The 13,412-nt window shown below is 64.4% G+C and carries 11 protein-coding genes; all 11 read left to right on the top strand.

Going from position 1 to position 13,412, the window contains the following annotated elements; all coding sequences use genetic code 11:
• Positions 1-288: 288 nt before the first annotated feature.
• Positions 289-729 carry a division/cell wall cluster transcriptional repressor MraZ gene (gene mraZ / locus IB267_RS05605; RefSeq protein ID WP_192446750.1) on the top strand — a complete coding sequence of 147 codons (441 nt, stop codon included), beginning with the start codon at positions 289-291 and terminating at the stop codon, positions 727-729.
• Positions 730-743: 14 nt separating this feature from the next.
• Positions 744-1,769 carry a 16S rRNA (cytosine(1402)-N(4))-methyltransferase RsmH gene (rsmH, locus tag IB267_RS05600; protein ID WP_192446749.1) on the top strand — a complete coding sequence of 342 codons (1,026 nt, stop codon included), beginning with the start codon at positions 744-746 and terminating at the stop codon, positions 1,767-1,769.
• A 6-nt stretch (positions 1,770-1,775) separates the two neighbouring features.
• A complete protein-coding gene (locus IB267_RS05595; protein ID WP_043615877.1) occupies positions 1,776-2,159 on the top strand; it encodes a hypothetical protein in 384 nt (127 codons plus the stop codon).
• Positions 2,159-3,907 carry a penicillin-binding protein 2 gene (locus IB267_RS05590; protein ID WP_192446748.1) on the top strand — a complete coding sequence of 583 codons (1,749 nt, stop codon included), beginning with the start codon at positions 2,159-2,161 and terminating at the stop codon, positions 3,905-3,907. Before IB267_RS05595 ends, IB267_RS05590 begins: the two co-directional genes overlap by 1 nt.
• A gap of 66 nt (positions 3,908-3,973) precedes the next feature.
• Positions 3,974-5,437 carry a UDP-N-acetylmuramoyl-L-alanyl-D-glutamate--2,6-diaminopimelate ligase gene (locus IB267_RS05585; protein WP_192446747.1) on the top strand — a complete coding sequence of 488 codons (1,464 nt, stop codon included), beginning with the start codon at positions 3,974-3,976 and terminating at the stop codon, positions 5,435-5,437.
• Position 5,438: 1 nt separating this feature from the next.
• A complete protein-coding gene (locus IB267_RS05580; RefSeq protein ID WP_192446746.1) occupies positions 5,439-6,893 on the top strand; it encodes a UDP-N-acetylmuramoylalanyl-D-glutamyl-2,6-diaminopimelate--D-alanyl-D-alanine ligase in 1,455 nt (484 codons plus the stop codon).
• A gap of 233 nt (positions 6,894-7,126) precedes the next feature.
• Positions 7,127-8,227 carry a phospho-N-acetylmuramoyl-pentapeptide-transferase gene (mraY, locus tag IB267_RS05575; RefSeq protein ID WP_043615886.1) on the top strand — a complete coding sequence of 367 codons (1,101 nt, stop codon included), beginning with the start codon at positions 7,127-7,129 and terminating at the stop codon, positions 8,225-8,227.
• Between the two features lie 7 nt (positions 8,228-8,234).
• The gene (gene murD, locus IB267_RS05570; protein ID WP_192446745.1) at positions 8,235-9,626 is read left to right on the top strand and encodes a UDP-N-acetylmuramoyl-L-alanine--D-glutamate ligase; all 1,392 of its coding nucleotides are present in this window, start codon (positions 8,235-8,237) and stop codon (positions 9,624-9,626) included.
• A gap of 96 nt (positions 9,627-9,722) precedes the next feature.
• Complete coding sequence (gene ftsW, locus IB267_RS05565) at positions 9,723-10,877, top strand: putative lipid II flippase FtsW (RefSeq protein ID WP_192446744.1); 1,155 nt, start codon at positions 9,723-9,725, stop codon at positions 10,875-10,877.
• A gap of 3 nt (positions 10,878-10,880) precedes the next feature.
• A complete protein-coding gene (gene murG, locus IB267_RS05560) occupies positions 10,881-12,005 on the top strand; it encodes an undecaprenyldiphospho-muramoylpentapeptide beta-N-acetylglucosaminyltransferase (protein ID WP_192446743.1) in 1,125 nt (374 codons plus the stop codon).
• A complete protein-coding gene (gene murC / locus IB267_RS05555; RefSeq protein ID WP_192446742.1) occupies positions 12,002-13,411 on the top strand; it encodes a UDP-N-acetylmuramate--L-alanine ligase in 1,410 nt (469 codons plus the stop codon). The genes murG and murC overlap by 4 nt, the downstream gene beginning before the upstream one ends.
• Position 13,412: the final 1 nt, after the last annotated feature.

Genomic DNA, 13,412 nt, shown 5'->3' with positions numbered 1-13,412 from the left:
GGGGTCTCTTCGTAACCCTTCGTTAAACTTAACAACCTATCAATATTTGATCAGCCCGACGGCTGTTTACGATCCATTCCCATTGACGCCCATATGGTCCCATGATATCCCATAATGGCACTGCGCAGGGGCTGCTTCGCGGCCCGACATCGCAAGATTCCAGTGCCTTCCGGCTTCGGAGGGTGGTCGGACATTCCACTGTTCGGCGGGGCTGTCTTGTGTGCGGAGTGACGTGTTCTCGCGGGTCGATGATCGTGGCCCGTCAGTCTTGGGCGGCCGTTTCGCGTTATGAACCGCTTCTTGTCACATGCCACCAATCGGATCGATGCGAAGGGGCGGGTCTCCGTTCCCTCGGCGTTTCGCTCCGTGCTGTCGGATGGGGGCGTTCGGGAGCTATACTGTTTTCAGGATTTCGTCTTTCCGGCGGTCAGCGTCGGTGGGCCGGAGCTCCTGGATCGGTTCGAGAAGCAGATGGCGGCCGAGGATCCGTTTTCTCCGGAAGCCAACGAGATGTCGCTGCTGGTTCACGGAGGCGGCGTCTTCGTGAAGCTCGATCCGGAAGGCCGGTTGATGATGACGGATTTCATCCGCGACTTCACCGGGATCTCGACCGACGTGATGTTCGTCGGGCGGGGCGATTATTTTCAGCTCTGGGAGCCGCAGGCCTTTCAAAAGGCGCAGGCGGCAGCCCGGGAAGGGCGCAAGTCACGGGGGTTGCGTCCAGAATAGAATGGAGAGAGGGAATGGTGACGGATCAAGGCGGAGGTGTTTCTGAAGCCGAAGGCGGACCGGTTCGTCACATTCCCGTTCTCTTGCCGGAGGTGCTTGCGGCTCTTGAGCCCGCGCCCGGCAAGGTCATCCTCGACGGTACCTTCGGTGCCGGTGGCTACAGCTCCGCAATCCTGAAAGCCGGTGCCGACGTAATCGCGCTCGACCGCGACCCGACGGTGATTGCCGCCGGCCAGGCGCAGGTCGCCGAGTGGGGCGGTCGGCTGAAGCTCGTTCATGCGCAATTCTCCGATCTTGCCGCCCAGGCGCCCGAGGGCGGGCTCGATGGCGTCGTGCTCGATATCGGCGTTTCCTCCATGCAGATCGACGAGGCCGAGCGCGGCTTCTCCTTCCAGAAGAAGGGGCCGCTCGACATGCGCATGTCGGCTTCGGGCGTCTCTGCCGCCGACGTCGTCAACCGCGCCAAGGTCTCCGACCTTATCCGCATCTTCGGTTTTCTCGGCGAAGAGAAGCAGGCGGGCCGTATCGCCCGCGCCATCGAGAAGCGTCGGGCCGAACAGCCCTTCGAAACGACCCGTGACCTTGCCGGCCTGATCGAGGTGGTGACACCGCGCAAGGCCAAGGACAAGATCCATCCGGCGACCCGCGTCTTCCAGGCGCTGCGCATCTTTGTCAACGACGAGCTCGGCGAACTGGCCGAGGCACTGTTTGCAGCCGAGCGGGCGCTGAAGCCCGGTGGCCGCCTCGTCGTCGTTACCTTCCATTCGCTCGAAGACCGCATCGTCAAGGCATTCTTCCAGGACCGCTCCGGCAAGGCCAGCGGTTCGCGCCACCTGCCGATGGTTTCGGCGCGGGCGGCAACCTTCACGCCAGTTGGCAAGCCTATGGTGTCGGCCAGCGAGGAAGAAGCGTCCCTCAATCCGCGTGCGCGCTCCGCCAAGCTGCGCGCCGGTATCCGCACTGAGGCTCAGTCGCCGGGAAACGATCTGTCCATTTTCAATCTGCCGGAACTGGCAAGCCTTGCACGGCTGGGGGGCTGACAAGACATGCTTCGAACGTTCGATATCGTTCTGATCGTCGTCATGACGGCCGCGGCCACGGTGACCTATACGATCAAGCATCGCGCCGAAAACAAGCTTGAGGAAGTCCGCAGGCTCGACGTGGCGATCAAGCTCGAGGAAGACACGATCGACCTGCTTCGGGCCGACTGGGCGCTTCTGACCCAGCCGAACCGGCTTGAGCGCCTCGTCGGCGCCTTCGGAGCCGACCTGCAGCTCGTGCCGACCCCCTCGACGCAGCTCGCCCAGCCGCAGGAACTGCCGATGATGAAGGCCGATTTGCCCGTGCCCGAGGACAAGTCGGCCAAGGATGGCATCGCTGCCATCATCGAAAAGACCGATAAGATCGCAACTGGCTCGGTGGCGCGCTGATGTCGTTTCTCTCCCGCATCATGGTGTTGAAAAGCAAGGCGCACTTCTCGGCGGGCGGCAACAACCGACCGGCCGAAAGCGGCGTCAACGTCACGTTCCAGGGGACACGCAAGAAGACCACGAACCAGGCGAAGAACCGCGTCGCCATCGTGATCTGCAGCTTCGGCATCGTCTATGCCGTCATCGGCGGCCGCCTGGTGCAATACGGCATGGCTGCGCCCGAGACCGTGTCCAGCATCGGCCGGGCCGACAACCTGATGGCGTCGCGCCCCGACATTCTCGACCGCAACGGCGAGATCCTCGCAACCGACATCCGCACGGTTTCGCTTTACGCCGAGCCGCACAAGATCGTCGATGCCGACGAGGCGGTGGAGCGGCTGGCGACGGTGTTGCCGGATATCAATACCCGCGAAATCTACAACAAGCTGAAGTCGAAATCGCGCTTCCAGTGGCTGCGTCGCCAACTGACCCCGAAGCAGCAGTCGGAGATCCTGGCGCTCGGCATTCCCGGCGTCGGCTTCCGTCCGGAAAAGCGCCGCTTCTATCCCGGCGGCCACACCGCTGCGCATATCCTCGGCCACGTCAACATCGACAACCGCGGCGTTGCCGGCATGGAGCGCTACATCGACAGCCAGGGGCTGGCCGACCTTGCCGCGATCGGCATGACCAGCGACGCCAAGCTCGAGCCGGTGAAGCTTTCGATCGACGTGCGCGTCCAGAACATCGTGCGCGACGTGATCGATGCCGGCATGAAGAACTACCAGGCGCTCGCTGCCGGCGCCGTCGTGCTCGACGTGCACACCGGCGAAGTGCTGGCCATGGCGTCGGTTCCCGACTACGACCCGAACAAGCCGGCCGAAGGGGCGGAAGAGGGCTGGATGAACCGCATGTCGAACGGCACGTTCGAGATGGGCTCCACATTCAAGACCTTCACCATCGCCATGGGGCTTGATTCCGGCAAGGTGACGCTCAACGACAGCTTCGACGCCTCGGCGCCGATCCGCATCGGCGGCTTCACCATCAAGGACTTCCACGGCAAGCGCCGTGTTCTGACCGTTCCGGAAATCTTCCAGTATTCGTCGAACATCGGCACGGCGAAGATCGCCGACCTCGTCGGCATTCCCGGGCACAAGGAATTTCTGACACGCCTCGGCCTGCTTTCTAAGCTGCCGACCGAGTTGCCGGAAGTGAAGACGCCCAGCCAGCCGCGCGAATGGAAGAAGATCAACTCGGTCACCATTTCCTTCGGCCACGGCGTCTCGACGACGCCGCTGCAGACGGCGGTCGCGGGGGCTGCACTCGTCAACGGCGGCAAGCTGATCGAGCCGACCTTCCTGCCGCGCACCGAAGAGCAGGCCGACGCAGTCGCCACGCCCGTCGTCAAGAAGAGCACCAGCGACGACATGCGCTTCCTGCTCCGCTGGAACGGCATTGCCGGCTCGGGCAAGCGCGCACTGGTTCCGGGCTTCAACGTCGGCGGCAAGACCGGTACGGCCGACAAGGTGGTCAACGGCCGCTATGCCAGCGACCAGAACTTCAACGCCTTCCTCGCGGCCTTCCCGATCGACAACCCGAAATACATCGTGCTGACCTTCATCGACGCGCCGAAGACCGGCGAAGGTGGCGGGCGCACTGCAGGCTCGAACGCGGCTCCCATGGTTCGTGACATCATCAGCCGCTCTGCGCCGCTGCTCGGTGTCGAACCAAAGTTTGGAGAAGACGGTTCTGCCTTGCTTGTGTCTTATTAGACATGAAATGAGAAAGCGGACGATTCGCGATTCTTGCGGATCGAAATCGATGCGAGACGTGCGTTCATGAAGATCAAAGACCTGGCGGGATCGAACTTCCCGGAACTTTCGGCGCAATTGAGCGGCGCTGCCGCCGATATCGACGTTGCCGGACTGACGGCCGATAGCCGGCAGGTTCAGCCAGGGGATCTCTTCGTCGCCGTTTCCGGCAGCAAGGCCAATGGCAGCACCTATGTCGCCGACGCCCTGAAGCGCGGGGCGGTCGCCGTCGTCACCGAAACGGGCTCTGACATCGACGCCTCGGCGGCGCCCGTGCTCAAGCTTTCCGAACCCCGCGCCTTTCTCGCCCGCGCTGCCGCTGCCTTCTACGGCCGCCAGCCGGAAACCATGGTCGCCGTCACCGGGACCGCCGGCAAGACCTCGGTCGCCTCGTTTACCCGCCAGATCTGGGCGCATTCCGGTCTTGCAGCCGCGATGATCGGCACGACCGGCGTCATCGCGCCGGGGCGTAACGATTACGGTTCGCTGACCACGCCCGATCCGGTGTCGCTGCACAAGCTCTTGGCCGAACTTGCTGACGCCGGCGTCACCCATGCGGCTATGGAGGCCTCCAGCCACGGTCTAGACCAGAGCCGGCTCGACGGCGTGCGCCTTTCGGCTGCCGCCTTCACCAATCTCGGTCGCGACCACATGGACTACCACCCGACGGTCGAGCACTACATGGCCTCGAAGATGCGGCTGTTCGAGGCGCTGCTGCCGAAGGGCGCGCCGGCGGTGATCTTTGCCGACGACCAGTGGTCGGAGCAGGCGATCGCGGCTGCCCGCAAGGCCAAGCTCGACGTGCGCACCGTTGGCCGCAAGGGCGATTACATCTCGCTGAAGCGGGTCGAACATTTCCGCCACAAGCAGTCGGCCGAAGTGCATGTCGGCGACGACATCTTCGAAATCCACATTCCGCTCGCCGGCGACTTCCAGATCGCCAACGCGCTCGTTGCGGCAGGCCTTGCCATGTCCACCGGCATCAGCGCCAAGGCGGCCTTCTCCGCGCTTGAAAAACTGCAGGGTGCCTCCGGTCGTCTCGAACTGGTTGGCCAGACCCGGGACGGCGCGCTCGCCTATGTCGACTACGCCCACAAGCCGGATGCGCTCGAAAACGTGCTCGCCTCGGTGCGCCCGTTCACGACTGGCCGCGTCGTCGTGGTCTTCGGCTGCGGCGGTGACCGTGACAAGGGCAAGCGCCCGATCATGGGCGAAATCGCCACCCGGCTTGCCGATGTGACGATCGTGACCGACGACAATCCGCGCTCGGAAGTGCCGGACGTGATCCGCGCCGAAATCATGGCGGCGGCCAAAGGCGCGATCGAAATCGGCGACCGCGCCACGGCGATCCGCACGGCGGTCGGCATGCTGAAGACCGGCGACACGCTGATCGTCGCCGGCAAGGGGCACGAGGAGGGGCAGACGATCGGCTCCGTCACGCTGCCCTTCTCGGATCATGCGGAGGTCCGCAAGGCATTGGGAGGCTTGTGATTTGAACTGGCTCTGGACAAGCAGCGATCTCCTGGCCGCCATGAATGGCCGGCCGGTCGGCAATCTGCCTGAAGGCATCTCGGGGATCTCCATCGACAGCCGCTCGATCGGCAAGGGCGAAGCTTTCTTCGCGATCAAGGGTGATCGCGTGGATGGCCACGACTATGCGGGCATCGCGCTCGCCAATGGCGCAGCGGTGCTGGTCGTCAGCGAAGGCAAGTTGCCGGCGCTTGGACGGCTGAATGCGCCGATGATCGTCGTCGACGACGTGCTCGAGGCGATGATCCGGCTCGGCTGTGCCGCGCGCGACCGCAGCGCCGCCAAGATCATCGCCGTCACCGGTTCGGTCGGCAAGACGACCACCAAGGAGATGCTGCGCCACGTGCTGCAGCCGCAGGGCCGCGTGCATGCGTCGGTCGCCTCCTTCAACAATCACTGGGGCGTGCCGCTGACGCTTGCACGCATGCCCGAGGCGACCGATTTCGGCGTCTTCGAAATCGGCATGAACCATCCGGGCGAGATCCGGCCGCTGACCGCCATGGTGCGCCCGCACGTGGCCATCGTCACCAGCATCGCCGCCGCCCATCTCGGCAATTTCGAGAGCCTGGACCAGATCGCGGAGGCCAAGGCCGAGATCTTCGAAGGCGTCGTCAATGGCGGCCACGCGCTGATCATTCACGACAGCCCGCAGTACAAGCTGCTCGAAGACGCTGCCGCTGCAGCCGGCGTCAGCCATATCCATTCCTTCGGCGCCAACCCGAAGGCCGAATTCCGGCTGGTCGAATTCAGCGGCGGTGCGGAAGGCTCGATCCTCTGGGCCGGCATCGGTGGCCGCACGCTCGAAGTCGCGATCGGCGCACCCGGGCGTCACATTGCCGAGAACGCGGTCGCGGTTCTGGCTGCCGTCAAACTTGCCGGCGGTGATCTCGACTATGCGGCTTCGGCGCTCGCAACCATGCAGGCCGAAACGGGCAGGGGCCGGCGCCATACGCTTGTCATCGGCAGCGGTACGCTGAAGCTGATCGACGAGAGCTACAACGCCAATCCGAGCTCGATGCGGGCGGCGATTTCGCTGCTGCGCGACAGCGAGCCGCCGGTCGGCGGCCGTCGCGTCGCCGTGCTCGGCGACATGCTGGAAATGGGCGAACACGCGGCCGAGGTGCATGCGGCACTTGCCCGTCCGCTCATCGAAGCCGGCATCACCGACGTCTGGCTCGCCGGGCCGCTGATGGCGCACCTGCGCGACGCGCTGCCGCCCGAAGTTTCGGTTGTTTACCGCGAGAGCGTCGAGGATCTCAAAGCCTACGCGCTGGCCGCCGTCGCGCCGGGCGACGTCGTCATGGTCAAGTCGTCCAAGGGGACCGGCTGCGCCAAGATCGTGCAGGCGCTGATCGAGACCTATCCGGCGGCGCAAGCCGAGGAATACGCGGCCGAGGGATCCGAAGCCGCGGGATAGCAGGCAATAAAAGAGCCGGCGGCACCGCCCATGATGGCGCGGTGGATACAGTTTGAGGTTAGGCCGCGCGCCCTAACACTTTCTCATGCAAGCGCGTATCGTTTTTCAGATGATTCTGTTGGACGTGTTTCGAAATACTACGGCGCCGCGCTATTCCCGGGGCGGGAAAGCTTCGCTGTAACACTTTAAACTGCTGCATCATTGTGCAGGAAACCTTTGGGGAAAGGTCCCTTATGCTCATTTGGCTCGTGGAACTGGCGGACCACTTTCAGTTTTTCAATCTTTTTCGCTACATCACGTTCCGCACCGGTGCGGCGCTCTTCACGTCGGCCATGATCGTCTTCCTCTTCGGGCCTGCGATGATTGCCTCGCTGCGTATCCGCCAGGGCAAGGGCCAACCGATCCGCGCCGACGGGCCGCAGACGCATTTCAAGAAGGCCGGCACGCCGACCATGGGCGGCCTGATGATCCTGGCCGGCATCGTCGTTTCGTCGCTGCTGTGGGCCGATCTGTCGAGCGTCTACGTGGTCTCGACGCTGCTCGTCACGCTCGGCTTCGGCGCCATTGGCTTCTACGATGATTACCTCAAGGTTACGAAGCAGTCGGACAAGGGCTTTTCCGGCAAGGCGCGCCTCGGCATCGAGTTCGTGATCGCGGCGATCGCCGTGTTCTTCATGATGCAGGCCTCGCTTTCGAGCGGCCCGTCCGGCTCCACCTTCGGCTCCTCCGTCACTTTCCCCTTCTTCAAGGACCTGATCGTCAATCTCGGCTATTTCTTCGTGCTGTTCGGTGGCTTCGTCATCGTCGGCGCCGGCAATGCCGTGAACCTGACCGATGGTCTCGACGGTCTTGCGATCGTGCCTGTGATGATCGCCGCTGCCGCCTTCGGCCTGATCGCGTACCTTGCCGGTAACGCCGTCTTCGCCAACTACCTGCAGATCCATTTCGTGCCTGGCACCGGCGAGCTTGCCGTCATCCTCGGCGCCGTCATCGGCGCCGGCCTCGGCTTCCTCTGGTTCAACGCACCGCCGGCCGCCATCTTCATGGGCGACACCGGCTCGCTGGCGCTCGGCGGCCTGATCGGCACCGTTGCCGTCGCCGTCAAGCACGAGATCGTCATGATCATCATCGGCGGCCTCTTCGTCATGGAGACGCTGTCGGTCATCATTCAGGTCTTCTGGTTCAAGCGCACCGGCCGCCGCGTCTTCCTGATGGCGCCGATCCACCACCACTTCGAAAAGAAGGGCTGGACCGAAAGCCAGGTCGTGATCCGCTTCTGGATCATCGCCGTTATCCTGGCGATGGTCGGCCTCTCCACCCTCAAGCTGCGGTGAGCGGACGATGATCCCGGTCACTTCCTTCAAGGGCAGGAAAGTCGCTCTCTTTGGTCTCGGCGGTTCGGGGCTGGCCACGGCTGAGGCGCTCGTTGCCGGTGGCGCCGCGGTCACTGCCTGGGACGACAACCCGGACAGCGTCGCCAAGGCTTCCGCCGCAGGCGTGCCGACGGCGGACCTGCGCACGGTCGACTGGGCGGCCTTTGCCGCCTTCGTGCTTTCGCCCGGCGTGCCGCTGACGCATCCGAAGCCCCACTGGACCGTGGATCTCGCCCATGCGGCGGGCGTCGAGATCATCGGCGACGTCGAACTTTTCGTGCGCGAGCGCCGTGCGCATGCGCCCGATTGCCCCTTCATCGCGATTACCGGCACCAACGGCAAGTCGACGACGACGGCGCTGATCGCCCATATCCTGCGCGAGAGCGGCCGCGACACCCAGCTCGGCGGCAATATCGGCACCGCGGTGCTGACGCTTGATCCGCCGAAGGCCGGACGCTTCTACGTGGTCGAGTGCTCGTCCTACCAGATCGATCTGGCGCCGACGCTGAACCCGACCGCAGGCATTCTGCTCAATCTCACGCCGGATCATCTCGATCGCCACGGCACGATGCAGCATTACGCCGACATCAAGGAACGGCTGGTTGCCGGCAGCGGCACGGCGATCGTCGGCGTCGACGACAGTTTTTCGGCGCTGATCGCCGATCGCGTCGAGCGCGCCGGTACCAAGACCGTGCGCATTTCGCGCCGCCATGTGCTGGCAAGCGGCCTTTATGCCGAGGGCTCGCGCATCCTGAAGGCCGAGGGCGGCACGTCCAGCCTGTTCGTCGATCTCGACGGTATCCAGACGCTGCGCGGCGGTCACAACGCCCAGAACGCGGCAGCTGCGATTGCCGCCTGCCTTGCGGTCGGCGTCAGCGCTGCGGAAATCCACGCGGGCCTGAAGAGTTTCCCCGGTCTCAAGCACCGCATGCAGCCGGTCGGCCGCAAGGGCGGGGTGGTTTTCGTCAACGACAGCAAGGCCACCAACGCGGATGCGGCGGCGCCTGCGCTTTCGAGTTATGACCGCATCTACTGGATTGCCGGCGGCCTGCCGAAGGAAGGGGGCATCACGACGCTTTCACCTTTCTTCCCGAAGATCGCCAAGGCCTATCTGATCGGCGAGGCTGCACCGGCCTTCGCCGCGACGCTCGGCGATGCGGTACCCTATGAGATCTCGGGCACGCTGGAGCAGGCAGTGGCGCATGCCGCGGCTGATGCCGGCAGGGACGAGACGGGCGGTTCGGCGGTGATGCTGTCACCGGCTTGCGCAAGCTTCGACCAGTATAAGAACTTCGAGGTGCGCGGCGATGCCTTCGTCGGCCATGTGCGCGCGATCGAAGGCGTGACGATGCTGATTTGATCCCTCGACCGGCGCGCAGGCGTGCCGGTCGATGCGGAAGGTGGTGCGGGATTTCGGACGTGGGCGCGATGGGCGCCGGAGAAGGGGACTGACAAGATGGTAAGCCGAGCCGAACGTGGCCCCGTGGCCGACTGGTTCTGGACGATCGACAGGTTCTTTCTGGCGACCTTCATCCTGTTGATGGGCGTCGGCTTCATGCTGTCGTTTGCTGCGAGCCCCGCGGTTGCCGAGCGTATCGGCCTCGACAGCTTCCACTTCGTCCGGCGTCACGCGCTCTTCCTTCTGCCGTCGCTGGTGGTGATGGTCGGCATTTCCTTCCTCTCGCCGCGCCAGGTCCGGCGGGCGGCCATCCTGCTTCTTGCCGGTTCGCTCGGCATGATGGTGCTGGTGCTCTTCATCGGCGAGGAAGTGAAGGGCTCGATGCGCTGGATTTCGTTCGGTGGGATTTCGATCCAGCCGTCGGAGTTCATGAAGCCGGCCTTCGTCGTCGTCTGCGCCTGGTTGTTCTCGGAGCATGCGCGCCAGCCGGAAATCCCCGGCAATCTCTTCGCCATCCTGCTCTTCGGCATCGTCGCGGCCCTGCTTGTCGCCCAGCCTGACCTTGGCCAGACGATCCTGACGACCGCCGTCTGGGGCGGCATGTTCTTCATGGCCGGTATGCCCTGGCTCTGGATCATCCTGCTTGGGGGTGCGGCGCTCGGCGGCTTCTTCGTCGCCTATACGATGCTGCCGCACGTGGCGGCCCGTATCGACAAGTTCCTGACCGGCGAAGGGGACACCTTCCAGATGGACACGGCCCGCGAGGCGATCATCCGCGGCGACTGGTTCGGCCGTGGCCCGGGTGAAGGCATCGTCAAGCGCATCATTCCGGACAGCCACACCGACTTCGTCTTCTCCGTTGCGGCCGAGGAATTCGGCATCGTCTTCTGCATGGTCATCGTCATGATCTTCGCCTTCCTGGTGATGCGCGGCCTCAACCATGCCTTCCGCGAACGCAACGACTTCAACCGGTTCGCCGTCGCCGGCCTGGTGCTCCAGATCGGCATCCAGTCGATGATCAACATCGGCGTGAACCTCGAACTGCTTCCGGCCAAGGGCATGACCCTGCCGCTGATCTCCTATGGTGGCTCGTCCATGGTGGCGATCTGCGTCACTGCCGGCTTCATCCTGGCCTTGACCCGTCACCGCCCGGAGAAGCGCGCCGTGGAGCGCAGCCTGTTTCGGTCCGGCATCGGTGTGCCGGCGGAGTAAAATATGACTAAAGGCATCATCCTGCTTGCCGCCGGCGGTACCGGCGGCCATCTCTTTCCGGCAGAAGCGCTGGCGCATGAGCTGAAGGCCATGAGCTATTCGGTGCATCTGGTCACCGACAGCCGCGCCGAGCGTTACGCCGGCAAGTTCCCGGCCGACGAGGTGCATGTCGTGCCCTCGGCGACGATCGGCTCGAAGAACCCGGTGACCGTCGTCAAATCGCTCTGGACGCTGTGGGCGGGCATGCGCGCCGCGCGCAAGCTGATTGCCCGGCTGAAGCCCAAGGCCGTTGTCGGTTTCGGCGGTTATCCGACCGTGCCGCCGCTGCTTGCCGCCACCGGCATGGGCGTGCCGTCGATCATCCACGAGCAGAATGCGGTCATGGGCCGCGCCAACAAGGCGCTGGCCTCGCGCGTCAAGGCGATCGCCGGCGGCTTCCTGCCCGAGGGCACCGGCGCCTTTGCCGCGAAAACCGTGACGACCGGCAACCCGGTACGCCCGGCGGTGCTTGCCGCGGCCAAGACACCCTATGCGTCGGCCGTCGGCGGCGCGCCGTTTCATCTCGTCGTCTTCGGCGGCAGCCAGGGTGCGCAGTTTTTCTCCAAGGCGGTCCCACAGGCGATCTGCCGTCTCGACGACGAGGTTCGCCAGCGCTTCAAGGTCACGCAGCAGGCCAGGCCGGAAGACAAGGACGGCGTGATCGCCACCTATGAGAAGCTCGGCGTGCCGGCCGAAGTCTCGCCCTTCTTTACCGACATGGCCGAGCGCATCGCCGGCGCCCAGCTCGTCATCTGCCGCTCCGGTGCCTCGACGGTTTCCGAGCTTGCGGTTATCGGCCGGCCGGCGATCCTCGTGCCCTATCCCTATGCGCTCGACCACGACCAGGCGGCCAATGCGGCAGCGCTTGCCGCCAAGGGCGGCGCGCGCGTGATCGCCCAAGGCGAACTCACGGCCGACCGTCTTGCCGGCATCCTCAACGATGCGATCGGCAAGCCGCAATCGCTCGCCGAGATGGCGGCAAATGCCCGGGAAACCGGCAAGCCGGACGCTGCAAGCTTGCTTGCATCCCTCGTAGAGGCTATTGCCAGCGGTTTGACAGTCGAGAAATTCAGGGAAACACGCTCATGAAAATGCCGAAAACCATCGGGCTGGTCCATTTCATCGGTATCGGCGGCATCGGCATGAGCGGCATCGCCGAGGTGCTGCATAACCTCGGACACAAGGTTCAGGGTTCCGACCAGTCCGACAGCGCCAATGTGCAGCGCCTGCGCGCCAAGGGCATCGAAGTCTTCGTCGGCCACAAGGCCGAGAACCTCGGCGATGCCGAGGTGATCGTCGTTTCGACCGCGATCAAGAAGGACAATCCGGAACTGATCGCCGCGCGCGAGAAGTTCCTGCCCGTCGTGCGCCGCGCCGAGATGCTGGCCGAGCTGATGCGCTTCCGCAATGCGATCGCGATCGGCGGCACGCATGGCAAGACGACGACGACCTCGATGGTCGCAGCATTGCTGGAAGCCGGCGGGCTCGACCCGACCGTCATCAACGGCGGCATCATCAATGCCTATGGCACCAACGCTCGCATGGGCGAGGGCGAGTGGATGGTGGTTGAGGCCGACGAATCCGACGGCACCTTCCTGAAGCTGCCGGCCGACGTTGCCATCGTCACCAATATCGACCCGGAACATCTCGACCATTACGGCAATTTCGACGCCGTGCGCGCGGCCTTCCGCCAATTCGTCGAGAACGTGCCCTTCTACGGTTTTGGCGTGCTCTGCCTCGACCATCCGGAAGTGCAGACCATGGTCGGCAAGATCGAGGACCGCAAGGTCGTCACCTACGGCGAGAACCCGCAGGCCGACGTGCGCTTCCACAACATCCGCATGGACGGCGCCACCTCCGTCTTCGACATCGAGATCCGCCGCCGCCGCACCGGCCAGGTGATCCCGATGAAGGACCTGCGCCTGCCGATGCCCGGCCGCCACAACGTGTCGAACGCCACCGCAGCGATCGCCGTTGCGCAGCGCCTCGGCGTCAGCCCGGAAGCGATCGCCAGGGGGCTCGCCTCCTTCAGCGGTGTGAAGCGCCGCTTCACGCTGACCGGCGAGACGAACGGCGTGCGCGTCTATGACGACTACGGCCACCATCCGGTCGAGATCAAGGCAGTGCTGCGCGCTGCGCGCGAGGCCTGCCAGGGCCGAATCATCGCCGTGCACCAGCCGCACCGCTACTCGCGCCTTTCGAGCCTGTTCCAGGAATTCTCCGCCTGCTTCAACGATGCCGACACGATCCTGATCGCACCGGTCTATGCGGCGGGTGAAGAGCCGATCCAGGGGGCCACGGCGGAAGAACTGGTCGATCGCATCAAGGCAGGCGGCCACCGCGACGCCCGTTTTGTTTCCGGTCCGGAAGCAATCGCGCCGGTTGTCAGCAAGATTGCACAGCCCGGCGATTTTGTGGTTCTCTTGGGCGCTGGCAGCATCACCTACTGGGCGGCTGCCTTGCCTAAGGAACTCGCGGATATTTCAGGAAATTGAG

Origin of the sequence: Ensifer sp. ENS09 (assembly GCF_014852425.1) — a bacterium.
In the GTDB taxonomy this organism is placed as follows: Bacteria; Pseudomonadota; Alphaproteobacteria; order Rhizobiales; family Rhizobiaceae; genus Ensifer.
Note: the sequence above shows the minus strand (reverse complement) of the source record. Positions and strands in the feature narration are given on the sequence as shown.

Coding starts and splice junctions, on each gene's coding strand:
- mraZ (WP_192446750.1), top strand. CDS start 289: ATGAACCGCTTCTTGTCACATGCCACCAATCGGATCGATGCGAAGGGG.
- rsmH (WP_192446749.1), top strand. CDS start 744: ATGGTGACGGATCAAGGCGGAGGTGTTTCTGAAGCCGAAGGCGGACCG.
- IB267_RS05595 (WP_043615877.1), top strand. CDS start 1,776: ATGCTTCGAACGTTCGATATCGTTCTGATCGTCGTCATGACGGCCGCG.
- IB267_RS05590 (WP_192446748.1), top strand. CDS start 2,159: ATGTCGTTTCTCTCCCGCATCATGGTGTTGAAAAGCAAGGCGCACTTC.
- IB267_RS05585 (WP_192446747.1), top strand. CDS start 3,974: ATGAAGATCAAAGACCTGGCGGGATCGAACTTCCCGGAACTTTCGGCG.
- mraY (WP_043615886.1), top strand. CDS start 7,127: ATGCTCATTTGGCTCGTGGAACTGGCGGACCACTTTCAGTTTTTCAAT.
- murD (WP_192446745.1), top strand. CDS start 8,235: ATGATCCCGGTCACTTCCTTCAAGGGCAGGAAAGTCGCTCTCTTTGGT.
- ftsW (WP_192446744.1), top strand. CDS start 9,723: ATGGTAAGCCGAGCCGAACGTGGCCCCGTGGCCGACTGGTTCTGGACG.
- murG (WP_192446743.1), top strand. CDS start 10,881: ATGACTAAAGGCATCATCCTGCTTGCCGCCGGCGGTACCGGCGGCCAT.
- murC (WP_192446742.1), top strand. CDS start 12,002: ATGAAAATGCCGAAAACCATCGGGCTGGTCCATTTCATCGGTATCGGC.